17 protein-coding genes are annotated in these 24,334 nt (G+C 37.5%); 2 read left to right on the forward strand and 15 right to left on the reverse strand.

Annotated elements, in window-relative coordinates:
- Nucleotides 1–111 precede the first annotated feature (111 nt).
- The 4 genes from AC6R0T_RS07310 to uvrB all read right to left on the reverse strand — a co-directional run bounded on the left by AC6R0T_RS07310 (nt 112) and on the right by uvrB (nt 7,091).
- Nucleotides 112–822 carry an amino acid racemase gene (locus tag AC6R0T_RS07310; protein ID WP_206902730.1) on the reverse strand — a complete coding sequence of 237 codons (711 nt, stop codon included), beginning with the start codon at nt 820–822 and terminating at the stop codon, nt 112–114.
- Nucleotides 823–827: 5 nt separating this feature from the next.
- Nucleotides 828–2,039, reverse strand: coding sequence for a carboxylate--amine ligase (locus AC6R0T_RS07315; protein WP_282462574.1), 1,212 nt, complete (start codon nt 2,037–2,039; stop codon nt 828–830).
- Between the two features lie 184 nt (nt 2,040–2,223).
- Nucleotides 2,224–5,043 (reverse strand): excinuclease ABC subunit UvrA, encoded by a 2,820-nt coding sequence (gene uvrA, locus AC6R0T_RS07320; RefSeq protein WP_206902729.1) that lies wholly within the window; start codon nt 5,041–5,043, stop codon nt 2,224–2,226.
- Nucleotides 5,044–5,096: 53 nt separating this feature from the next.
- Complete coding sequence (uvrB, locus tag AC6R0T_RS07325; protein WP_206902728.1) at nt 5,097–7,091, reverse strand: excinuclease ABC subunit UvrB; 1,995 nt, start codon at nt 7,089–7,091, stop codon at nt 5,097–5,099.
- Nucleotides 7,092–7,455: 364 nt separating this feature from the next.
- On the opposite strand from uvrB, the gene AC6R0T_RS07330 reads away from it, so the two are divergent.
- Nucleotides 7,456–9,606, forward strand: coding sequence for an amino acid ABC transporter substrate-binding protein/permease (locus AC6R0T_RS07330; RefSeq protein ID WP_206902727.1), 2,151 nt, complete (start codon nt 7,456–7,458; stop codon nt 9,604–9,606).
- Nucleotide 9,607: 1 nt separating this feature from the next.
- Nucleotides 9,608–10,345, forward strand: coding sequence for an amino acid ABC transporter ATP-binding protein (locus AC6R0T_RS07335; RefSeq protein ID WP_206902726.1), 738 nt, complete (start codon nt 9,608–9,610; stop codon nt 10,343–10,345).
- Between the two features lie 252 nt (nt 10,346–10,597).
- Here the strand turns inward: AC6R0T_RS07335 and pcp are convergent, their stop codons facing one another.
- The 11 genes from pcp to AC6R0T_RS07390 form a co-directional block, all read right to left on the reverse strand.
- Nucleotides 10,598–11,242, reverse strand: a complete 645-nt coding sequence (pcp, locus tag AC6R0T_RS07340; RefSeq protein WP_282462501.1) for a pyroglutamyl-peptidase I — start codon at nt 11,240–11,242, stop codon at nt 10,598–10,600.
- A gap of 15 nt (nt 11,243–11,257) precedes the next feature.
- Nucleotides 11,258–12,322 (reverse strand): iron-containing alcohol dehydrogenase, encoded by a 1,065-nt coding sequence (locus AC6R0T_RS07345; protein ID WP_282462500.1) that lies wholly within the window; start codon nt 12,320–12,322, stop codon nt 11,258–11,260.
- A gap of 255 nt (nt 12,323–12,577) precedes the next feature.
- Complete coding sequence (gene dnaJ / locus AC6R0T_RS07350; protein WP_206902723.1) at nt 12,578–13,747, reverse strand: molecular chaperone DnaJ; 1,170 nt, start codon at nt 13,745–13,747, stop codon at nt 12,578–12,580.
- 144 nt (nt 13,748–13,891) lie between these two features.
- Complete coding sequence (gene dnaK, locus AC6R0T_RS07355; RefSeq protein WP_230710760.1) at nt 13,892–15,721, reverse strand: molecular chaperone DnaK; 1,830 nt, start codon at nt 15,719–15,721, stop codon at nt 13,892–13,894.
- Nucleotides 15,722–15,764: 43 nt separating this feature from the next.
- The gene (grpE, locus tag AC6R0T_RS07360; protein WP_206902721.1) at nt 15,765–16,298 is read right to left on the reverse strand and encodes a nucleotide exchange factor GrpE; all 534 of its coding nucleotides are present in this window, start codon (nt 16,296–16,298) and stop codon (nt 15,765–15,767) included.
- Between the two features lie 34 nt (nt 16,299–16,332).
- Nucleotides 16,333–17,373: a heat-inducible transcriptional repressor HrcA gene (gene hrcA / locus AC6R0T_RS07365; protein ID WP_206902720.1), complete on the reverse strand. Its 1,041-nt coding sequence runs from the start codon at nt 17,371–17,373 to the stop codon at nt 16,333–16,335.
- Between the two features lie 167 nt (nt 17,374–17,540).
- On the reverse strand, nt 17,541–18,704 hold the full coding sequence (gene hemW, locus AC6R0T_RS07370) for a radical SAM family heme chaperone HemW (RefSeq protein WP_282462498.1): 1,164 nt from the start codon (nt 18,702–18,704) through the stop codon (nt 17,541–17,543).
- A gap of 227 nt (nt 18,705–18,931) precedes the next feature.
- Complete coding sequence (trhO, locus tag AC6R0T_RS07375) at nt 18,932–19,825, reverse strand: oxygen-dependent tRNA uridine(34) hydroxylase TrhO (protein WP_303753969.1); 894 nt, start codon at nt 19,823–19,825, stop codon at nt 18,932–18,934.
- A gap of 542 nt (nt 19,826–20,367) precedes the next feature.
- A complete protein-coding gene (locus AC6R0T_RS07380) occupies nt 20,368–20,880 on the reverse strand; it encodes an adenine phosphoribosyltransferase (protein WP_206902717.1) in 513 nt (170 codons plus the stop codon).
- Between the two features lie 11 nt (nt 20,881–20,891).
- The gene (recJ, locus tag AC6R0T_RS07385; protein ID WP_303753968.1) at nt 20,892–23,192 is read right to left on the reverse strand and encodes a single-stranded-DNA-specific exonuclease RecJ; all 2,301 of its coding nucleotides are present in this window, start codon (nt 23,190–23,192) and stop codon (nt 20,892–20,894) included.
- A 349-nt stretch (nt 23,193–23,541) separates the two neighbouring features.
- Nucleotides 23,542–24,333 (reverse strand): SDR family NAD(P)-dependent oxidoreductase, encoded by a 792-nt coding sequence (locus AC6R0T_RS07390; RefSeq protein ID WP_303753967.1) that lies wholly within the window; start codon nt 24,331–24,333, stop codon nt 23,542–23,544.
- Nucleotide 24,334: the final 1 nt, after the last annotated feature.

The raw sequence follows: 24,334 nt of genomic DNA on the forward strand, positions 1-24,334 counted from the left end.
TTCAAACTAGCTAGTTTCATGAATCAATTCCGCTGACAAGCTAAAATTTGCGAACATGAAAAAGGCATGGACACAAATTTTACTCGTATATCACCGGGATAAATGATCCCCTCAGCTCTTTTTACGATCTGCTAACGCGCGTTCAATTGTTCGATCAACTAAAATCGACTGCGCATCAACCACATTGTAAGGATTGTCTGTAGCGAATTCTTCCATTAAGGATAATTCTGTACAGCCTAAAACGGCGCTGGCGCAGCCACACTCTTCAATTGCTTCGGCCAAAATTTCGTAATAGAGTTCCTTATTTAAAAAATCATTTTCTTTAATATCACGATAAATTAAATCATTTACTTTTTGTTGTAACTTACTTTCAGGCAACATCACTTCAAAGCCAACTTTTTCCAGTTCCCGTTGGTAGACTCCGGCTTTTACACTGCCCTCGGTACCTAAAAAAGCAACTTTGCCCCCTTTTTGTCGGCGACTCATCTCAATAGCTGCCTCTCTTGGCATATGCAAAATTGGAATCTCTGTTGCAGCTTGTAATGTTTCAAAAAAGTAATGGGCTGTATTACAAGTTAAAACAATAAAATTCGGTTTTAATAAATTTTGCTTGGCAATATCATCCAATAAAAAAGGTAATGGATTTTCTGCTGTTGAATCTAAAATGTACGCCGTACGGTCAGGAACAGTAGCATGATTAAACAAAACATAATTTAAATAATCCTGATCTTTATGGGTAACAGTACGATGGTTCAACAAACGAACAAAACTTTCGGTTGCTTGCGTGCCCATCCCACCTAAAATACTAAAAAAGTTTTCCACTTAGTTTAGCCTTCTTTCTCACTGAAGTATTTCTTAAAGCCTGTCACGTAGTTGTGGAAAGCGTATTTCATCAATACATAGCGACGAATAGATGAATCTTTATCATAAAATAACGTTGTGCCATAACGGCCAGCTTTGATTAGTTTTTCCGCGTATTGTTTATCTGCATTGTCTTTAGCATATTTGCGAAAAACTTTTTTTGGTACGCCAAGCCAAACTTTTGCCTTGGGATTATCCTTACGTCCATATTCAGTCTTTCTAAAGACGCTATTAAATACTAAGTCTTCGGTCACATATTTTGCTAAATTAAATCCGCTTAAGGTTACAAAGAAGCTGCTACGCCCTTGACGCAAGTTAATTTCAAACAATTTATATTGCCCGTCACGGCGATCGTATTTCATATCAAAATTGGCAAAGCCAACGTAATTAATCTTTTCTAAAAAACTTTTAATGGTTTGGTAAATTTCGTCATTTTGATCCGGTACGATCACAACGTAATTGCCAACTGCCGCCGGTGCTGGATCTTCTAATAAAGGATGACCCAAAAACATAAAACGCGTGTTACCCTTTTGATCGACATATGCGTTTAATACCCGCATATTGCTGTCATCCCCGGGAATAAAGTCTTGAGCAATCATTTCACTTTGGTAACCAGCTTTATATAAACGATCTAAAATCGTATTGAACTCTGTCAAATTATCAATGATAAAAGCTTTTTTACGACCTTCAAAGTCTACAGACAACCATTCCACACTATTCGCTGGTTTTAACGCTACAGGAAAATCAAAAGGTAATTCTTGATTTAATTTTCCCGCTGCGACCATATCTTTTGTAATGATCAATGTCTTGGGGTAAGGCAGCTGGTATTTTTCACAAATATCATAAAAACTAACTTTATTAATTAATTTTTCAAATAAGGAATAATCGTTGGCAGCAAAAACATAATAATCTTTCAAATCTTCTTTGTGTTGGGACAGTAATTCTGCATAGCCGTCCCCGCAGGCTACTAATAAATACTTTATACTTGGATCATTGTACTTAGAATTAGCCAATTCCAGTAATTTCTCACTAAAAACAGGATCTTGATCAAAGCCTGCAATCACATTTACATCCACAATTTTACTGTACTTTGTTGGCGCTAATTGAAAAGAAGCATACGCCGTTGACTTCATGCCATATTCTTCATAAAAAGCTCGGGCCATGCCATAAACATTCATATCACTACCTAATAATATGGGGACAAAAGGTTGTTGTTCCACTTTTTACCACACTCACTTCATGTTTTACTTTAAATAATTTCAATATCTTCCTTTAATACAACATTCGTATCATACCATAAAGAAAAAGAGCAATCAAAAGCTATCTTCTGACTGCACCCTTTCTAAAAGAAATATTATTGATTTAAACTAAAACTTTTTTCAAGTAGTGACCTGTGTAGCTTTCTTTTACTTTAGCAATTTGTTCAGGGGTCCCTTTGGCAATAATCATACCACCACCATCGCCGCCTTCTGGACCAAGGTCAATCACGTGATCGGCTGACTTAATGACATCTAAGTTATGTTCAATCACCAAAACTGTATTTCCTGCGTCAGCTAACCGTTCCAAAACTTTTAGTAAACGCGCAATATCATCTGTATGAAGCCCAGTAGTTGGTTCATCCAAAATGTAAAAACTTTTTCCATTGGAGTTTTTATGCAATTCACTGGCTAACTTCATCCGCTGCGCTTCTCCACCTGATAAAGTTGTTGCAGGTTGACCAAGGGTAACGTAGCCCAAACCGACATCCACAATTGTTTGTAATTTGCGATGAATTTTTGGAATATGTTTGAAGAATTCCACCGCATCTTCTACTGTCATATCTAAAATTTCAGCAATATTTTTACCTTTGTAATGAACTTCTAAGGTTTCAGAATTATACCGTTTCCCATGACATACTTCACACGGAACATATACGTCTGGCAAAAAATGCATTTCAATTTTAATAATCCCATCACCGCGGCAGGCTTCACAACGACCACCTTTTACGTTAAAGCTAAATCGTCCTTTTTTATAACCTCGAATCTTTGCCTCATTGGTTTTGGCAAATAAATCACGAACATCGTCAAAGACACTAGTATAAGTAGCTGGGTTACTGCGTGGTGTACGTCCAATTGGACTTTGATCGATATCAATTATTTTTTCAATTGACTCATAGCCGGTCATTTTTTTGAATTTCCCTGGCTTGTTGGAGTTACGGTTAATTTTTTGTGCCAAGGCTTTTTTCAAAATTTCATTCACTAAGGTTGACTTTCCAGAACCAGAAACACCAGTAACTGCAATGAATTTACCTAAAGGAAATTCGACGTTTACATTTTTTAAGTTGTTTTCTGCGGCACCGGTAATCTTTAATTTGTTGCCATTACCTTTTCGCCGTTGTTCAGGTACGGAAATGACCTTTTTACCTGATAAATACTGACCAGTAATCGAATTAGGATTTGCGGCAACTTCTGCTGGCGTACCAGCAGCGACAATTTCCCCACCTTGTGCGCCAGCACCAGGACCGACATCAATCAAATAATCAGCAGCCCGCATGGTATCCTCATCGTGTTCCACCACGATTAAAGTATTTCCTAAATCACGCATCTTCCGCAGCGAATCTAACAGGCGATCATTGTCTCGTTGGTGCAAACCAATAGAAGGTTCATCTAAAATATACAATACCCCAGATAAGTTCGAACCAATTTGAGTGGCCAAACGAATTCGTTGCGCTTCACCACCAGACAATGTCCCAGCAGCGCGACTTAACGTTAAGTAATCCAAACCAACATTTTGTAAAAAGTTCAAGCGATCGCCAATCTCTTTTAAAATTGGTTTAGCAATCATTTGTTCTTGTTCTGTCAGTCTCACAGTTTCAAAAAAGTTTAACGCTCCATGAATAGCCTTTTCACTGACTTCACCAATATGGGTACCATTAACTTGGACCGATAATGCCTGTGGATTTAAACGATAACCATGACAAGCTTCACACGTAAGTTCTGTCATATAAAGTCGCATCTGGTCACGGGTAAAATCACTATTGGTTTCATGATATCGCCGTTTAATATTTGTCAAAACGCCTTCAAAAGGCACCTCTACATCTCTGATACCGCCAAAGTCATTTTCATAATGAAAATGGAAAGTCTCACCATTTGAACCGCGTAAAACGATTTGTTGTTGTTCTTCGGGTAATTTTTCAAAAGGTGTATCTAAATCAATTCCAAAACTATCACAGGCTTGTGCTAACATTTCTGGATAATATTGTGAACTAATTGGATTCCAAGGAACAATCGCTCCTTCTCTTAGTGTTTTACTTTGATCAGGAATCACTAAATCCAAATCCACTTCCAATTTAACCCCAAGGCCATCACACTCAGGACAAGCTCCAAAAGGTGCATTAAAAGAAAATAGACGTGGTTCCAATTCTCCTACAGTAAATCCGCAATACGGACAAGAGTAGTGTTCACTGAATAATTTTTCTTCTTGACCGATTACATCTACTACAGCATAACCTTTTGCCAAATGTAAAGCAGCTTCAAAGGAATCAAATAGGCGAGAACGAATCCCATCTTTAACCACAATGCGGTCAATTACAATGGCAATTTCATGTTTCAAATTCTTTTCTAGTTCTGGTACTTCACTGATGTCGTAGATTTCACCATCTACGCGTACCCGGACGTAGCCTTCTTTTTGAATCAATTCAAAAACTTTTTTATGTTGGCCCTTTTTTTGATACACAATGGGAGCTAAAATTTGAATTTTCGTTCTTTCTGGTAAAGTTAGAACCTCATCTACCATTTGTTCAACTGACTGACTCGTAATTTCAATATGATCATTGGGACAAATCGGGTGCCCAACACGAGCATACAACAAGCGCAAGTAGTCATTAATTTCTGTGACTGTCCCAACTGTTGAACGCGGATTTTTACTCGTTGTTTTTTGATCAATAGAAATAGCTGGACTTAAGCCATCAATACTATCAACATCTGGTTTATCCATTTGCCCTAGAAATTGTCTAGCATAAGCCGATAAACTTTCCACATAGCGCCGCTGTCCTTCAGCGTATAACGTATCAAAAGCAAGTGAACTCTTTCCTGACCCGGAAAGACCCGTCACTACAACTAGCTCATCTCTAGGAATCGTAACATCAATATTTTTTAAATTATGGGCTCTGGCGCCATGAATCACGATTTTATCATTTGCCATATTTTTACTCCTTAATGAGATTAACAGCACCAAAAGATGCTGTTAATCTCAATTTATTCCGTAGCTTTTAATTCTAAAATTGTATCGCGCAAAGTGGCTGCTGTTTCAAAATCTAATGCTTTGGCAGCTTCTTTCATTTCTTTTTCCAACTTAATTAACAAGATATCTTTTTCTTCTTTAGTTAATTCATCATAGTTTGCCAACGTAACTTCTTCACCTGTGTCATCACTAGCTTTGGTGATGGCAATCAAATCACGAATTTCTTTAATGATAGTTTTTGGCACGATTCCGTGATCTTCATTATATTTTTCTTGAATACTACGACGGCGGGAGGTTTCATCCATCGCTTTTTGCATCGAATCGGTAATCTTGTCGGCATACATAATAACTTTACCTTCTGAGTTACGGGCAGCACGACCAATTGTTTGAACTAATGAACGTTCACTTCTTAAGAAACCTTCTTTATCAGCATCCAAAATTGCAACAAGAGATACTTCAGGCACATCCAAGCCCTCTCTTAGAAGATTAATTCCTACTAATACATCAAATTTACCTAAACGTAGATCGCGAATAATCTCAGTTCGCTCCAATGTCTTAATATCACTGTGAAGGTACTTAACTTTAATCCCTAATTCTTTAAAATAGTCCGTTAAATCTTCTGACATCTTCTTCGTTAACGTTGTGACAAATACCCGTTCATCTTTTGCCGCTCGTTCATTAATTTCTCCCACTAAATCATCAATCTGTCCCATAATTGGCCGGACTTCAATCAACGGATCTAATAGACCAGTTGGCCGAATAATTTGTTGCACCACAGTGTTCGTTTGCTCTGCTTCGTATGGACCAGGTGTAGCTGAAACATAAATAATTTGATTGACGTGCTCTTCAAATTCCTCTAGTCGCAGCGGACGGTTGTCTAAGGCCGAAGGTAAGCGAAAACCATAATCTACTAACATTTGTTTTCTGGCTCTGTCTCCATTATACATACCGCGAACTTGGGGCATGGTGACGTGGGATTCATCGATGACAATTAGAAAGTCATCGGGAAAGAAGTCAATTAACGTATAAGGTGGCTCTCCTTCTTTACGGCCGTCTAAATGACGAGAATAATTTTCAATCCCAGAAGTATAGCCCATTTCCCGTAACATTTCGATATCGTAATTGGTTCTCTGCTCTAGTCGTTGTGCTTCAAGTAATTGATTATTTTCTCTTAAAACTTTCAAGCGCAAATCCAATTCATTTTGAATAGAAGCAATTGCCGACTCTAGATGATCTTCATTGGTTACAAAGTGAGTAGCTGGAAAAATTGAAACATGTTCTGTCTCGGCCATTATTTCACCAGTCAGGGCATCGACTTCTCGAATGCGATCGATTTCATCACCAAAAAATTCGATTCGTAATGCGCGCTCATCTCTTGAAGCAGGGAAAATTTCCACTACATCTCCTCGGACACGAAAACGTCCCCGTTGAAAATCAATATCGTTACGTTCAAATTGAATTTCTACTAAGTCTCGTAAAAGTTGATCACGGCTGATTTCCATTCCTACCCGCAACGAAACAACTTGTTTTTGATATTCCATAGGTGAACCTAAACCAAAAATACAAGAAACTGAGGCAACCACCACAACATCATTGCGTTCCAAAAGAGCGCTGGTTGCAGAATGGCGTAATTTATCAATTTCATCATTAATACTGGAATCTTTTTCAATATAGGTGTCAGAAGATGGAACATAAGCTTCGGGTTGATAATAATCATAGTAACTAACAAAATATTCAACCGCATTATCAGGGAAGAATTCTTTGAACTCACCATACAATTGGCCTGCCAATGTTTTGTTGTGGGCAATAATTAAAGTCGGTTTATTAACCTCTTTAATAACATTTGAAATTGTATACGTCTTACCAGTACCGGTAGCGCCTAGTAAAATTTGCGCTTTTTTTCCCTCGTTAACCCCTGCTACTAATTGGCTAATAGCTTCTGGTTGGTCACCGGCTGGTTCGTATTTTGAAACCAACTGGAATTGATTGGAGGTCACTCGATCAATCATTCACATCTTCCTCCTTAAAATATTTTATCTCTACAAAAATTGTATTCTTTTCCTATATAAAAGAAAATAGATACGCATTTTGTCCACGAAATATTTTAACATACCGAACATATTTTCGCTAGTTTTCTGCTACGTCTGAACCTTTTCTTAATGTTACTTTTTATAACATGAGTTGTAACTTTTTTAAGACTTTTTTTCTCATAATTCACAAAAAACATTGTTAAGCAACAGATTACTGCATATAATATTTCATATGTGAATTTTTATATCCACTTTTTATCTGCAGTTAAGAAGGCTTAATCTGCCTGCCATTTCTAAAGGCAGACAGAAGCCTTTTAACATTTATTTATAGGAGGAATTAACTATGAAAAGAAAGCTGATCTTATGTTTATCTTTTTTGGCAGGCTTTTTAACTTTAGCCGTCAATAAACCCGCTGCCGCTGCAGAAGAAACATACAAAATCGGAACTGATATCACTTTTGCCCCCTTTGAATTTCAAAACGAGCAAAATGAATATGTCGGTATCGATATTGATTTACTAAAGGCAATTGCAAAAGACCAGGACTTTAAAATCGAATTAAAACCCTTGGGCTTTGACAGCTCGATTCAAGGTGTCCAGTCAAATCAATTGGACGGTATGATCGCTGGGATGAGTATCACCGACGAACGTAAAAAATCTTTTGACTTTTCAGATCCTTATTACGATAGCGGTATTCAAATGGCCGTTGCAAAAGGCGATACCAAAATTAAAAACTACACCGACTTAAAAGGGAAAACTGTTGGTGCCAAAGTTGGAACAGAATCTGCAACTTTCTTGGAAGAAAATAAAGAAAAATACGACTATAGTATCAAATTATATGATGCCGCTGACGCTCTTTACGGTTCATTGAATAACAATACAGTACAGGCAATTTTCGATGATGAACCTGTTTTAGGTTACGCGGTTAGAAAAGGACAACCTTTACAATTAGTCGGTGACAAAGAAAAAGGCAATTCATATGGCTTTGCTGTCAAAAAAGGCAAAAATGCAGAATTACTAAAAAAATTCAACGCTGGCTTAAAAGACTTAAAATCTAGTGGCGACTATGATAAAATCGTGGCAAAATATGTTGCTAAAAGTGAAGATACTGCTGCTACTCCGATGAAAAAAATCGAACCCAAAAAAGCAGAATATGTCATTGCCAGCGATACTGCTTTTGCACCTTTTGAATTTCAAAATACAGATAATAAGTACGAAGGTATTGACGTTGACTTATTAAATAAAGCAGCCCAGATGCAAGGTTTTAAATTAAAATGGAATCATATTGGTTTTGCCGGTGCTGTCCAAGCAGTTCAAGGTAATCAAGCCGATGCTATGATTGCTGGGATGACGATCACCGATGAACGCAAACAAAGTTTTGATTTTTCTGAGCCTTATTTTGAATCGGGAATTCAATTAGCCATAAAAAAAGGCAATGACGAAATCAAGAGTTATGCTGATTTAAAAGGAAAAAAAGTTGGCGCGAAAATAGGAACTGAAAGTGCTGATTTCCTCCAAAAAAATAAAGATAAATATGGCTACACGATCAAACAATATGATACAGCTGACGGACTTTATGATTCCGTTCGCGGGGGGCAAATTGACGCTATTATGGATGACTATCCCGTAATTGGCTATGCTATTAGCCAAGGACAAGAACTAGCTACCCCAATCAAACGTGAAAGCGGCGGTTCATATGGCTTTGCTGTTAAAAAAGGACAATCTCCGGAACTTTTGGAAATGTTTAACGAAGCCTTAAAAGAAATGAAACAGACCGGTGAATATGACAAGATCTTAAATAAATACATTGCTGATGGCAACGAACAAAAAAAATCTACGGTTGATGAGTCAACCATTGGCGGTTTGTTGAAAAACAACTGGAAAGTTTTACTAGAAGGATTATGGAAAACAATCTCACTGGCTTTAATCTCTTTTGTATTAGCACTTGCAATTGGTGTTATCTTTGGTTTGTTTAGCGTTGCGCCAATCAAAGGTTTACGTATTTTTGCTTCAATTTATGTCGATATTATTCGTGGGATTCCAATGATGGTACTCGCCTTCTTTATCTTCTTTGGTTTATCAGATGCAATTGGCTTTACCATTCCCGACTATACGGCTGGGGTTATCACATTAACCCTGAATGCTAGTGCCTATATCGCTGAAATTGTCCGTGGTGGTATTAATGCAGTTCCTGTGGGACAAATGGAAGCTTCTCGTAGTTTAGGGTTAGGCTATACCCATACCATGCGCAAAATTATACTGCCCCAAGCTATTAAAATCATGATTCCATCATTTGTTAACCAATTTGTTATCTCGCTAAAAGACACCACCATTATTTCTGTTATTGGGGTTGTTGAATTGCTTCAGACTGGTAAAATCATCGTAGCCCGTAATATGCAAAGTACTTACGTTTACCTAATTATCGGTGTTATGTATTTAATCGTAATTACTGCCTTAACTCGTCTGGCGAAAGTTTTAGAAAAGAAGGTGAAATAAGATGGCAGAAAAAATTAAAGTAACCAACTTAGTTAAAAAATATGGTGACAATACCGTCTTAAATGATATGAGTATCACAATTAACGAAGGCGAAGTTGTGTGTGTAATCGGCCCATCTGGTTCAGGTAAAAGTACATTTTTGCGTTGCTTAAACCGACTAGAAGAACCTACCAGTGGCGATATCGAAATTGATGGTACCCACTTAATGGCTAAAGAAACGAACATCAACAAGGTTCGTCAGCATATCGGGATGGTATTCCAACATTTCAATTTGTTTCCTCATCTATCCGTGATGCAAAATATTACTTTAGCACCCACCGACCTTGGTCGGATGTCAAAATCAGATGCCGAAAAAAAGGCAGTTAGTTTATTGGAAACAGTTGGCTTAGCTGATAAAAAAGACGCCCTGCCTGGTAGTTTGTCTGGCGGTCAAAAGCAACGTGTCGCTATTGCGCGTGCACTGGCGATGAACCCAGATATTATGTTGTTTGACGAACCAACTTCAGCACTAGATCCCGAAATGGTTGGTGACGTTTTAAATGTCATGAAAAAACTAGCCAAACAAGGGATGACAATGGTCATCGTTACCCATGAGATGGGATTTGCAAAAGAAGTTGCCAATCGTGTTTTATTTTGCGATGGTGGCAAATTTTTAGAAGACGGCACTCCAGATGAAGTCTTCAATAATCCTACTAATCCGCGGACCAAAGACTTCTTAGATAAGGTCTTAAACGTCTAATTACATTAAAAAAAAGCAATCCTCTGCTAAGTTTTCTTAACAGAGGATTGCTTTTTTATGTGAATAAATCATGCGGTCAAAGATTATCCCTGTCAGGCTCCACGAATCAATCCTCACCCACAGGCAAAAATTTATACAAACGAAAAAAATTTTAATAAATTTTACTTTTATGTCTCAAAGCCGAAATATCCCTCCAACTTTTCTTAATTTTAAACAAATGTAAGTGTAATTTTATTTTTTCAGCAAATCACATTAATGTTTCGTTCCACCAACAGTTTTGATATCTTCTTGCCCAGAAGTAGCTATTGCGGCAATTGCTGCTGTTAGACCAATTACAATGTCATTTATACTCATTGCGGGCTGTTGTGGTTTTGTAACAACCTGTTCGAAAATGAAAGGTACGTGGATAAACCCACCTTTTAAATTTGGATATTTTTTATCAATTAAGTATTGCACATAATACATAATATAGTTGCAAACAAAACTACCCGCCGTATAAGAAATTGCCGCTGGAAGTCCTTTAGCATTAATTGCCGCTACCATGGCCTTTATCGGTAATTGGGTAAAATACGCGGTTTGCCCATCCGTAACTATCGTCTCGTCAAGCGGCTGATTTCCGGCATTATCGGCAATTCGCGCATCAGCCAGATTAATCGCTACCTTCTCAGGTGTAATCGCAAAGCGTCCTCCCGCCTGACCAATATTAACTACGACATCAGGTTTGTTTAATTCAATGGCATTTTCAACTACTATACCAGCTTGTCCAAATACTGTTGGAATTTCCAACTTAATAATTTTTGCTCCCGCAATTTCTTCTGGCAGACGTTTCACCGCCTCTAAGGCGGGGTTGATTTTTTCTTTGTCAAAAGGATCAAATCCGGTTACTAAAATCTTCATTTTAAGCTCTTCTTTCTATGCTAACTCAGTTAAAGCCGTGCTGATTTTTGCTTCATCTACTTGTTTACCAAGGTGATTTCCAGCTTGCTTCGTTAATAAAATTTTCTTAGCAAGATCCCTAATCATGGTTTGAGATAAATTCAAATTAAGTTCTGGTAAGGTAGTCGGCAGTTTCAAACTCGTAAATAATTGACGGTAATCCTCATACTCTGTTCTCCTTTTTTCAATTAACAACTGTAAAAGTAGTCCTACTGCAACAATTTGACCATGACTGCCTCTTACGCTCAATTGGCAATCTCCCATTATCACGTTATGAAAACTATGGGCCAAACTCAAGCCGCCATTTTCAAACCCCAAACCACTTAATAAAATATTGGACTCTACGACATTTTCAAAAGCAGCATTTATGATGCCATCCTTTTGTGCTCGTAGTGCACTTTTAATATCACGGATTAAAACGTCGTGACACGTTTTAGCTAAACTTAACGCTGCTAGGGTCGGTTTGGCACCAGCAATATTTACGCCCTGATCCTCCCAAACACTTCGCGCCTCAATATAAGTTGCAATACCATCGGCAAAACCTGCCACTAGCATTTCTTGAGGTGCCGCAAAGATAATTTTAGTATCCACTAGAACGATTTCAGGATTTTTAGCATAAAAATTATAGCGTACAAAATTTCCTGCATCATCATAAATAACAGAAATTCGCGACGTAGCAGCATCCGTCGCTGCCGATGTAGGTAAGACGGCAACAGGTAAGTGATTGTTATTTGCAACCATTTTCCCTAAATCCATTGCCTTCCCACCCCCTAAAGCAATGATAAATTGATAATTATCAGTTTGAATCATCTCTTTAGTCTTTGCAAAGAAAGTTGCTTGACTGCTGTGATCTACTAAAACAGCGGCACTTTCAATTTCTACTCTGTTTAAATTCTCAACCAACTGCTCTCCTACCATCTGCATCACAAATGCATCAGTCACAATTAAGGCTTTTTTACCTAATCGTTGCAAGCATAAAAGTTCTGTTTGAAAAGCCGCAAATCCTTGGATATAAACTTGGGGGCTAGCAAAAACGCGCATTCTACCACTCCTTTTATCTGACTATTCTAACTATAACTCAAAATAAGAAAAGCTTCACGAAATTATTTAATTTCACAAAATTAGATAAAGCGGCAAAAAACATAAGTCACTTTTTAACAAATATTTTTTAAGAAAATTAGGATATGGATATAATTTTCGTTACTATTTATAAAATAAACGGTTGTCTAAAATTAACTTTCTTCCAATTTCAAAAGAAAAAGAGTTCATCAGATTTCTCTGATGAACTCTTTTATCTTATTTTTTCTTACCGCCAAAGGCATCTTTCATTTTATCAAAGAAGCCTTCTGACTGTTGTTCAGTCAATTTTGTTCCACTAACTTCAGCAAATTGACGCAATGCTTGTCTTTGCTCTTCGCTTAGATTTTTAGGTGTAATCAATTTCACTTTTACGTGTTGATCACCATTTCCGCTTCCCCGCAATTTTGGCGCACCTTTACCACGTAAACGGAAATTCGTTCCGGTTTGTGTTCCAGCTGGAACTTTTAATTTCACTTCACCATGAACTGTCGGCACATTAATTTCATCCCCTAATGCAGCTTGAACAAAATTAAGTGGTAATTCATAATAAATTTCAGCCCCATCACGATCAAAAATGTCACTTTCTTCTACGCGAAAGACAACATATAAATCACCGTAAGGTCCACCGTTTTCACCAGCTTCTCCTTGGTTTTGTAGACGCATTTGTTGCCCATCTTCCACTCCGGCAGGGACAGTCACTTTTACTTCATGAGCTTTCTTTTCATGACCTGATCCATGACAAGTTGGACATGGATCTTTGATTTCTTTACCTGTTCCATGACATACATCACAAGTCTGACGACTCATCATCCGTCCTAGAGGCGTTTGGCGTTCAACATTAATCGTACCAGAACCATGACATTTTGAACACGTCACGGGTTGTGTACCTGGTTTAGCACCATTTCCGCCACAAGTATGACAGACTTCTTCACGATTGTATTTAACCGTTTTTTCCACCCCAAAAATGGCTTCTTCAAACTTTAAATTAACCGCATACTGTAAGTCAGCACCTTGTCTTGGTGCATTGGGATCAGCAGAACGACCGCCGCCACCACCAAAGAAGGATTCAAAAATATCTTCAAAACCGCCAAAACTACCGCCACCGCTGAATCCACCATAATTACCGCCGCCAAAGCCACCATAGCCTCCGCCGTAATTCGGATCAGTACCAGCATGACCATATTGATCATATGCCGCCCGTTTTTGCGGATCGCTTAAAATTTCATAAGCTTCCGAAATTTCTTTGAATTTGTCTTCTGCATCAGGTTCTTTATTAATATCAGGATGATACTTTTTGGAAAGCTTGCGATATGCTTTTTTGATTTCGTCATCGGAAGCTCCCTTTTGTAGCCCGAGGACTTCGTAATAATCACGTTTGTCTGCCATAGGCTTTCCCTCCACATACATTTAGTCTCACTTGGGTATTTTAACACATTTTGTTAGGAAGCTGAACTATCTCATAGAAAAAGCCAAAGCTAGGCCTTGGCTTTTTTCTAATCCTACACAGCGAACTATTTCACTTTTACAAAATTATTTATCGTCGCCGTCAACTTCTTCAAAATCAGCATCGACAACGTCATCAGCGCCACCTTGTGCTTGTGTTGGGTCAGCATCAGCTTGTTGTTGTGCTGCTTGTTCGTATAATTTAACTGTTAAATTTTGGACGATTTCGTTTAACGCATCGCGTTTTGCTTTCATATCTTCTAAATTATTAGCTTCAACAGCAGCTTTTAATTCATCCCGCGCATCTTCTGCTTTTTTCACTTCATCTGCGTCAACTTTACCTTCTAATTCTTTTAATGTTTTATCAACAGAGAATAATAAAGCATCTACATCATTGCGCAAGTCAACTTCTTCTTTACGTGCTTTATCAGCTTCCGCATTTGCTTCTGCATCTTTTACCATGCGTTCGATTTCGTCGTCTGATAAACCTGATGAAGATTTAATCGTAATTTTTTGTTCTTTTTGTGTACCTAAGTCTTTAGCAGATACATTTACAATCCCGTTTTTATCAATATCAAATGTTACTTCGATTTGAGGAATACCACGAGGTGCAGCTGGAATATCTGTCAATTGGAAACGACCTAATGTTTTGTTGTCTGCAGCCATTGGACGTTCACCTTGCAACACATGAATATCAACAGCAGGTTGGTTATCTGCGGCAGTTGAGAATACTTGTGATTTGCTCGTTGGAATGGTTGTATTGCGGTCAATTAATTTTGTAAAGACTCCACCCATTGTTTCAATACCTAATGATAATGGGGTTACATCTAGTAAGACAACATCTTTAACATCACCTGTAATAACACCACCTTGAATAGCAGCACCCATTGCTACAACTTCATCTGGGTTAACAGATTTGTTTGGTTCTTTACCAGTTTCTTTGCGAACTGCTTCAACAACCGCAGGAATACGAGTTGAACCACCTACTAAAATTACTTCGTCTACTTCTGATTGTGATAAACCAGCATCTTTTAGCGCTTGGCGAACTGGTACTTTAGTCCGTTCAACTAAGTCAGCTGTCAATTCATCAAATTTTGCTCGTGTTAATGTCATTTCTAAGTGCAAAGGACCAGCGTCTCCTGCAGTGATAAATGGTAAGCTGATTTGTGTACTTGTCACACCAGATAAGTCTTTTTTGGCTTTTTCTGCAGCATCTTTCAAACGTTGCATTGCCATTTTGTCATTTGAAAGATCGATGCCGTTGTCTTTTTTGAATTCTGCTACCATGTGATCGATGATTTTATTGTCAAAGTCATCCCCACCTAAATGGTTATCCCCAGCAGTTGATAATACGTCAAAGACACCATCGCCTAATTCCAAGATTGATACGTCAAAAGTACCACCACCAAGGTCAAAGACTAAGATTTTTTCATCACGATCTGTTTTATCCAAGCCATATGCTAAAGCAGCGGCGGTTGGTTCATTGACAATCCGTTCTACTTCAAGACCGGCAATTTTACCAGCGTCTTTAGTTGCTTGACGTTGTGCATCGTTAAAGTATGCAGGAACTGTAATAACAGCTTTTTCTACTTTTTCACCTAAGTAGTCTTCTGCAAAGCCTTTAATGTATTGTAATACCATTGCTGAAATTTCTTGTGGTGTATAAGATTTTCCTTCTACTTCAACTTTGTAGCCTGCTTCGCCCATGTGGCGTTTAATAGAAGAAACAGTATTTGGGTTGGTTACAGCTTGACGTTTTGCTACTTCCCCAACTTGAATTTCGCCATTTTTAAATGATACAACAGAAGGAGTTGTTCGGTTACCTTCTGGGTTTGCAATAATTTTTGCTTCGCCGCCTTCTAGGACTGCGACTGCAGAGTTTGTTGTACCTAAGTCAATACCAATAATTTTACTCATAATAAAACGCTCCTTTAATAGTTACTCGTAATTTTTTTAAAATTTATTGGGCTACAATAACCATACTTGGTCGTAAGACGCGATCGTGTAACTTGTAGCCTTTTTGTAGTACCTGCACAATTGTATTGGCAGGTGCATCATCACTTGCTTCAACAGTTTGCACACCTTGATGGAAGTTGGGATCAAAAGCTTCGCCTTCAGCAGCAATCTCTTCAATTCCTTCTTCTTTTAAAGCTTGTTGCAAACTAGCTAAGGTCATTTCAACACCTTTTTTCAAATTAATGCCTTGTTCATCCGAGACATCTGTTGCCATTGCTCGCTCCAAATTGTCAATAGCCGGTAATAGTTTTTTTGCTAAGTCTTGTGAACGATAACGTTGTAAAAGTTCTCTTTCATTACGGTTACGATTGGTAATATTCGCAATTTCTGCTTTTGCCCGTAATAATTGGTCGTCCATTTCATCAATTTTTGCTGTCAGTTCAGTTAATTCATCTGTGACAGATTCTTGTTCCAAATCTTTTTGTTCAGTAGCTTCCGCTACCTCTTGATCTTTTAATTCTTGATCTTTTTCTGACACTGAACTTGCCACCTTTCTACGCAAATTTCTTTTTTTAACTTGTTGCGTCGAGCGAACGATAATACTCCGCCAATTTCTCGGCTAGTTCTCTGGAAAACACATCAAGTAAACCAAACATTTTAGAATACTGCATACTTGCAGGACCTAATAATGCAATCACACCTTTACCATGACCAGAAATATCATAACTGGCTTGAATTAAGCTCATATTATGAAATAAGTCATTGCCCAACTCATCACCAATACGAATATCAATGTTATCTGTTGGTGGAATTAAAAGCTGCATCAACTCTTCAGGGTCTTTCATAAAGCGGTAAATTGATTTGAACTGATCCACATCAGTAGCAGGTTCAAAATCAATCATATTCATGCGACCGCCGACAAAGACCTTTTCTTCAAAAACTTGACCCAACATTAAATCAAATAAATCTAAAATACCTTCTGTTGTTTGAAAGTATTTATGCAAGATCATCGGAATCTCAGTACGCAGACGTTGGTAAACCGTTAGTAACGGCTCACCCACTAATTTGTCGTTGATGATCCGTACCATCTTTTCCAAGTCAGCTCCGCTGACACTTTGCGGCAAGGCAAAGACTTGACTTTCAACATTGCCTTGATCCGTTACGATAATCGCAATCACTTGACGACTATTTAACGGGACAATTCGAAAACCGGTCAGACGTCTATCCTTCATATCCGGACCCAAGGACAAGGCAGTATAGCTGGTTAAATTGGATAAAATTTCAGCAGATTGTTGAATAATATCGTTAATCTCATGAAATTCTTTTCCAAAAGACCGCTTGATTACTTGCATATCCGTTTTTGCTACACGAGTAGGCTTTAAAAGATGGTCAACGTAATAACGGTAACCCACCATCGAAGGAATACGACCAGAAGAAGAATGCGTCTTTTGTAAGAGACCTGCTTCTTCTAAAGCTTTCATATCATTGCGGATCGTTGCTGAACTAGCATTAATTCCTGCTGCCATTAAAGACTTAGAACCCACCGGCAAGCCGGTCTTCGTATAATGTTGGATAATGAGACGCAGAATATCTTGTTGTCTTTTTGTCAACATATTCATCACCTCGTATTTAGCACTCCGTCTATCTAAGTGCTAACACATATTAATATACCACAAGAAAGTTTAATGTCAAGAATTAAGCAACAAAAAATTAGCACTCTTTGATATAGAGTGCTAATCGTTTTTTTCAATCATATCAAGGCTTACATCAATTTAGAAAATCAATCTAATAAAAACTTCTCAAAAATTTCATTTCCAATCAATAACCCTTTTTCAGTGAGCCTGACATTGTCCTTTGTTTCAAGCAACCATTGTTTGCTTACCAAATCTGCCAAAACATTTCCGTAAACAGCCGTCAGCTCTTGCCCAAATTTTTCTGCAAAATGAGCTTTAGAAATACCAGCTTTTTTACGTAATCCCAAAAACATTTCTTCTTCCATTTGGTTATTGCGACTTAACTCTTCTGTTTCATAAATAGGAAGTTGATCGTTTTTCAATGGTTTTAAATAGTGTTGAATTGGACCAAAATTTTTATAACGCGTTTTTCCTAGATAGCCACTTGCTCCAGCGCCAAAACCAAAGTAGTGTTCATTATTCCAATAAACTAAATTATGTTGGGATTCAAATCCTGGCTTAGCAAAATTACTAATTTCATACTGAAATTTTCCGGTATCATGCATAGCTAACATCGTTTCTTCAAACATCTGACCTTCAATTTCTTGATCCGGCATCTCCAAGCGCCCTTGTCTCACCCAGTTCATAAACATCGTCTTGTTTTCTAAAATCAAGGAATACAACGAGTAATGGGGTAAATCTAATTCAATTGCCCGTTTTAAGGTATCGCGAAAACTTGCTAATGTTTGACCCGGAAGCGCATAAATCAAATCAATCGAAACATTTTGAAAATCTGCTTTTTCTAAGAAGTCCATCGTGTCATAGACGTCTTTAGCCGTATGTTTACGTCCAATCTTTTTTAGCAAAACATCGTCAAATGTTTGCACGCCCATAGAAAGACGGTTCACACTGTGATCTTTCATCACTTGTAATTTGTCTAAAGTCAAATCACCAGGATTTGCTTCCACGGTAAATTCAGTAACAGTCTCCATTGGGAAAAGATCATTAATTCCCCTTAAAAGGGTATCTAGTTGGCCAGCTGAAAGTGAAGTTGGTGTTCCACCTCCAACGTATAAAGTTGGACTTTTTTTTATGGGATTTTTTTCTAGCGTAAGTTTCATTTCTTTTAAAAGACAAGCGATGTACTCATCGACAGGCTGCCCTTCTAAAAAGACCTTATTAAAATCGCAATAATAACAGATATGTTCACAAAAGGGAATGTGGATATAGGCTGATATTGCCGCGTCCTTTGGTTTTTTCATTTGTTGCATGGTTTAATTCCTCTCAATTAACATTACTTTTTTAGTAATCGTTTCATTTTCTCGTCTATCTTACCACAAGTAAATTCCTTCGTGGAAAAATGGCGGGTTTTTAACCAACTCTTTTAAAATTACCGTCTATTTTTTTAACTCTATGACAAGCTAAATTGAGAAATTATAAAAAGGTTGAATCTAGATTCAACCTTTTACTTCATATTGTTTTTTTGTTATTACTTGGCTTAAGTATTTTGACGATAACGATTTTGAGGGTGGTTTCGACAAGCTTGACTGCAAGCACCTAAATATTTCGTCTCATTTTCAACCGAAGCCAGAATACGGCGATTACATTCCGGATTGCTGCAATTAATGTAACGCTCACAAGGAGTTCCGTCAAACCAATCACGGCCAACAATCTTTTTATCAACGTGATTGATTTCTACACTAATCCGTTCATCAAAAACATACATTTTACCATCCCATAATTCTCCTTTAACTTCTGGATCTTTGCCATAAGTTGCAATCCCACCATCTAATTGTCCGACATCTTTAAATCCTTCTTTTACTAACCAGCCTGAGAATTTTTCACAGCGAATCCCACCGGTACAATAGGTGACTACCCGTTTTTCCATAAACTCTTCTTTATGTTCTTTGATCCACTGAGGTAATTCGCGAAAATTACGAATTTCTGGTCGCACAGCACCCCGAAAATGGCCCAAATCATATTCATAATCATTGCGAGCGTCAATCACAACGGTATCTTCAGCCAACAAAGCTTCTTTAAATTCTTTTGGCGACAAATATGCGCCTGTAACTTCATTGGGACTAAAATCATCGGATAATTGCAATGACACAATTTCTCGCCGCGGACGGACAAACATCTTTTTGAAGGCGTGTTCCGTTGCTTCATCACTTTTAAACGTAATATTTTTAAAGCGAGGATCATTTTTCAATGCTTTTTTATATGCCGCAGTTGCTTTTTTTAATCCTGAGACAGTGCCGTTAATACCTTCTTTTGCAACTAAAATCCGTCCTTTTAATCCTAATTTTTTACAAAAGGCCAGATGTTCTTGTGCAAATACTTCCGGTTCCTCAATTGTTGTGTATTTATAGTAAAGCAATACTTCATAATCCATCTTCATTCCCCTTTCTTATGTAGTATAGCCAATCACAAACTTGGAAGAAATTTCTCTGCTTGTGGCAAGTATCTCAAAATCCGTCTTTTTTTCTTAAAAAAAACTCTGCCAATTTTAAATTACATTTTTTCTCCTTTCAAAATAACATTTTTACAACAATTCCTTTTCATCTCACAAAGGAAATGATTCACAAAACGCAAAAAAAATATAAAAATAATTTACCCACATTGAAAAGCTGCTATTTTATAAATAGTGATAACCAGATTTTTCATTCTAAACTCACACTAGTATGAGCAATAATTATTTCCTTTCAAATAAACAATAACCACAGCTAAGAAAAGTTTTTCAAACTCTTCACACACCTACAATAAGGCCGAACTTCAATATATTGCATCACAAATTTCTTAAAATTTTAACTTATTTCTTGCAGAGTTAGTGCGATGCTAGATGGCGCTAAAGCAGCTAAATCAATGCTTTTTATTGTAAAAAATCTTAAAAAGATAAAAAAAACCTTGCAATCTTTATTGCAAGGTAAGAGGTGCTTAATATTCCATCAATGTAATCATATCGTAGTCTTTAATTTTGTCTCGACCGTGTAAGTCCATTAGTTCAATTAGAAAAGCACAGCCCACAACTACGCCACCTAATTCTTCAACCAATTCTGTCGTTGCTTTAATCGTTCCCCCGGTTGCCAATAAGTCATCACAAATTAAAACGCGTTGGCCAGGTTTAATAGCATCTTCATGAAGTGTCAGTGTATCTGTCCCATATTCTAAGTCATAGGTTACTTCAATTGTTTTGCGAGGTAATTTACCTTTTTTACGAACCGGAGCAAACCCAACACCTAATTCATAAGCAACTGGACAGCCCACAATAAACCCACGTGCTTCTGGTCCAACTACCATATCAATTCTTTTTTCTTTTGCATAGTCTACGATTTGTTTTGTTGCTTCCCGATAAGCCAGACCATCAGCCATTAAAGGTGAAATATCGCGAAAAACAATACCTTCTGAAGGGTAATCGGGAATACTTGCAATATAATCTTTTAAATCCATGTTTTTTCCTCCTAGTTTTCAAACCAAGTTTTTAAAGTTGCCATATCACTTAGCAATAAAAATTCTTCTGTTTTGATTTTTTGTTGTCTACGTTTATAAACTGCACTGGTAGTAAGATCTTTTTTGCCATCAACTTCTGTCTTGTGTAAAAGACCATCGCTTATTGTAACAAATTCTAAATCAAAAAACACCTGAATCATAAAAATTAATAATTTTTCTGGTATTTTTAAAAATTGCGCAATGCTAGGAAGTTTATATCGGACATCTAGCGTATCTTGTTGTGCAATTAGTTTAAAGAGTCGACCATACTGTTCCCTTGTCCCCAAACCATCTAAATACGCATCATCATCGGCGTTTAAGACTAAATACAACTGATGAAAATCCGTCAGCGACAAAATTTCTTTTAAAACGAGGGCATCCATCGGACAGTCCAAAAATGCAATACTGGAATAATTTTCCTCTTGTACCACCAGTTTTAAATGTGTTAAGTCTTTAAAATGATGCACCTGTGTTAGAATTTGAGTTTTTATATCTGTAGGAACTTTATTACCAAAACAAACAAACAGTGTGTTCGCATCAAATTGAAGATTTTGTCGCTTCTTTTTGGCACGTAAATCCACTAGCTGTAAGCCTACAGCTGCAAAATCTATCAATTGCAACTGTGGTGATTGTCGGCCATTCCATTCATTCAATTGTAGTTGCCCTACAATTAAAAGTTCGTTGTTTTCAATTGAAGTTAATTGATTACCAAAACCAAAGCCAATCGTAGTTAATTGCGTATTTTCACCGTCAGTTGCATTAAATTTCAAATGATTATTATCAGCACCAATCGTTTTTAAATCACGAGCAAAGATATGCTGCAACATAAAATAAGGTTGCGGATTGTCCATGCCAAAAGGCGCCAGTTGTTTCAACTCTTTGATTAAAGGAATTGTGGCATCTGCTATATTCAAAATACCGTCAATAGCTAGCGTGTTACCGACCAGCTGTTCTTTATGTCCAGCAGCATAAGCAGCAACATTTTCTTTGAATTGATCAAGGGCTGCAACAGGAACACTAACACCCACAGCAGCATGATGACCACCAAAGCTTGTGAATAGTTCCCGCATTTCATCTAACATTGCAAACATATTCAATGATGCAATACTACGACCAGAACCTTTTGCGATACCATCTTCTTTTATCGTCAAAACAATTGCCGGCTTACCGGTTTCTTTTAAGATTCTGCCGGCTACAATCCCTAATACCCCTTCATGCCAACCAGAATGCGCGACAATGTGAATTGCATCTTGGCTATTGATTAACGCAAGTGCCTCTTTGGTGATTTCTTCAACTAAGCTTTTACGCTTTTGATTAATTTCATCTAAATCCTTTGCAAGAGAGATTGCTTTTTGTTCATCAAAAGTCTTTAACAAGTCGACAGCTTCATTAGGATCAGACAGGCGACCAATGGCATTTAAACGCGGGGCCAAAGCAAACCCGATACTTTGTTCGTCTAGTTTACTTTCTTCTACCCCACTAATTTTTAACAATGCTTGCAAACCCAATCTTTGCGTCTGCCGCAAAGCTTTTAAACCATAAGTTACTAAAACCCGGTTTTCATCAGTCAATGAAACCATATCAGCAACAGTTCCAATAGCTACTAAGTCAAGAAACTCTGCGGGTACTTCTTCTAGTAACGCACACGCAACTTTAAAAGCCACCCCAACACCGGCTAATTCACCAAAAGGATAACTACCAGCAGGATGCCGGGGGTGAATAATGCCAAATGCAGCTGGTAATTCTTTTGGCAATTCGTGATGATCCGTTACGATAACATCCACACCTTGGCCATTAGCATAATTAATCGCCTCATGACCTGAAACGCCGTTATCGACCGTGATAATTAACTGAATTCCCGCTGTAATTTTTTCTCGATAAACTTCCAAATTAGGTCCGTAACCGTCTTTAAAGCGATTTGGCAAATAAAATGAAACATCCGCTCCTAAAAGCTCTAGTGCTTCTGTCATAATTGTCGTACTGGTTATGCCATCAGCATCGTAATCCCCATAAACTAAAATTCGTTCCCCATTCATAATTGCGGTTTGAATGCGCTCAACGACCTTGTCCATTTCAAACAACGCAAAGGGATCGTGTAACTGATCAATTTGTGGTTGTAAGAAGGCAGTTAACTGGTTTTCTGTTTTTATTTCACGTTGCCAAAGCAGTTTTGCCAAAGTTGTATTTAAATTATATTTTTCGCAAATTTGAACAAATTCTTTTGGCACTTCCTTATTTTCTGGAAGTTGCCAATTATACATAGAGCTACTCAAAAAATCACTCCCAACCAGATTATTATAGCAAAGAGACGAATAGATGGAAAGTTTTCCGGTACTTTAAACCAACTTTCTTTAAATAAAAAATAACATCTTCCTCCTGTAAACAACACGAAAAATTGCCTTTTGAACTCCTTTTGCCTTCAAACTTCAAGAAGAGATTTTAATAAATTGCCTTTCAATTTCTTGAAATTTTTTTTAACCGGTCGGTAAAATCTGTTCGTAAAACCTGATAGGGATTATTTTGCCGCAAGCTGATTTCTTCATTTGAAAATTATTGTATTTCCATATAGTCACAGTCAAAAAAAAGGAGTTAACAACTCCCGCGAGTTGTTAACTCCTTTTACTATTTTTGATTAAACATTCCACCGGCTAACCAGTCGCCAACATGAGGAAATAACGTATAAAATTGACTTGCCACTTGCATAAGGTGGGGCCGATTAATTTCTCTCTTTTGCTTTTTAATACCTTTAATAACAGCTTGTGATAATTTATCTGGTTCTAAGACAAAATTACCAAGACTTTCTAAATAATTTCCGCTAGGATCGGCTTGTTCAAAGAAATGCGTTGCGACAGGTCCTGGGTTAACCGTCATAACGTGAATGTTCGCCGGTTTTAATTCTAAGCGCAAAGCATTTGAAAAACCCAATACAGCAAATTTTGTAGCCGAATAAACAGCAGTTTTAGGCGTAGCCATTTTCCCTGCCATTGAAGCAATATTAACAATACTACCCGAAATGCCAGCTTCTAACATCATTAGAGCAACTTTTTGCGTTACTACCATCATCCCTAAAACATTCACTTCAAACATTTGATAGGCTTTTGTCATATCAAAGGAAGTAAAGTCCTCAAAAATACCAAAGCCGGCATTGTTAATCAAAACATCTACACGACCAACTTCATTTTGTACCTTATCTAACATCGCCTCAACACTTTCTGGTTGTGCGACATCCAATTGAAAAGCATAAGCACTTTTACCACTTAAACTTTCACAGCGTTCTTTTACTTTACCAATTAAATTAATGCGACGGGCACAAACAATCACAATTGCACCATTTCTAGCCGCCTCATAACAAAGCTGTTCACCTAAACCACCTGAACCGCCTGTAACTAAAACTACTTTATCTTGTAAATTCATC

Source organism: Enterococcus sp. S86.2, assembly GCF_059834485.2.

Coding starts and splice junctions, on each gene's coding strand:
- hemW (WP_282462498.1), bottom strand. CDS start 18,704: ATGCAACAAATGAAAAAACCAAAGGACGCGGCAATATCAGCCTATATC.
- AC6R0T_RS07335 (WP_206902726.1), top strand. CDS start 9,608: ATGGCAGAAAAAATTAAAGTAACCAACTTAGTTAAAAAATATGGTGAC.
- AC6R0T_RS07330 (WP_206902727.1), top strand. CDS start 7,456: ATGAAAAGAAAGCTGATCTTATGTTTATCTTTTTTGGCAGGCTTTTTA.
- trhO (WP_303753969.1), bottom strand. CDS start 19,825: ATGGATTATGAAGTATTGCTTTACTATAAATACACAACAATTGAGGAA.
- uvrB (WP_206902728.1), bottom strand. CDS start 7,091: ATGATTGATCGAGTGACCTCCAATCAATTCCAGTTGGTTTCAAAATAC.
- AC6R0T_RS07345 (WP_282462500.1), bottom strand. CDS start 12,322: ATGCGCGTTTTTGCTAGCCCCCAAGTTTATATCCAAGGATTTGCGGCT.
- AC6R0T_RS07315 (WP_282462574.1), bottom strand. CDS start 2,039: ATGAATGTTTATGGCATGGCCCGAGCTTTTTATGAAGAATATGGCATG.
- uvrA (WP_206902729.1), bottom strand. CDS start 5,043: ATGGCAAATGATAAAATCGTGATTCATGGCGCCAGAGCCCATAATTTA.
- AC6R0T_RS07390 (WP_303753967.1), bottom strand. CDS start 24,333: ATGAATTTACAAGATAAAGTAGTTTTAGTTACAGGCGGTTCAGGTGGT.
- dnaK (WP_230710760.1), bottom strand. CDS start 15,721: ATGAGTAAAATTATTGGTATTGACTTAGGTACAACAAACTCTGCAGTC.
- dnaJ (WP_206902723.1), bottom strand. CDS start 13,747: ATGGCAGACAAACGTGATTATTACGAAGTCCTCGGGCTACAAAAGGGA.
- AC6R0T_RS07380 (WP_206902717.1), bottom strand. CDS start 20,880: ATGGATTTAAAAGATTATATTGCAAGTATTCCCGATTACCCTTCAGAA.
- hrcA (WP_206902720.1), bottom strand. CDS start 17,373: ATGTTGACAAAAAGACAACAAGATATTCTGCGTCTCATTATCCAACAT.
- pcp (WP_282462501.1), bottom strand. CDS start 11,242: ATGAAGATTTTAGTAACCGGATTTGATCCTTTTGACAAAGAAAAAATC.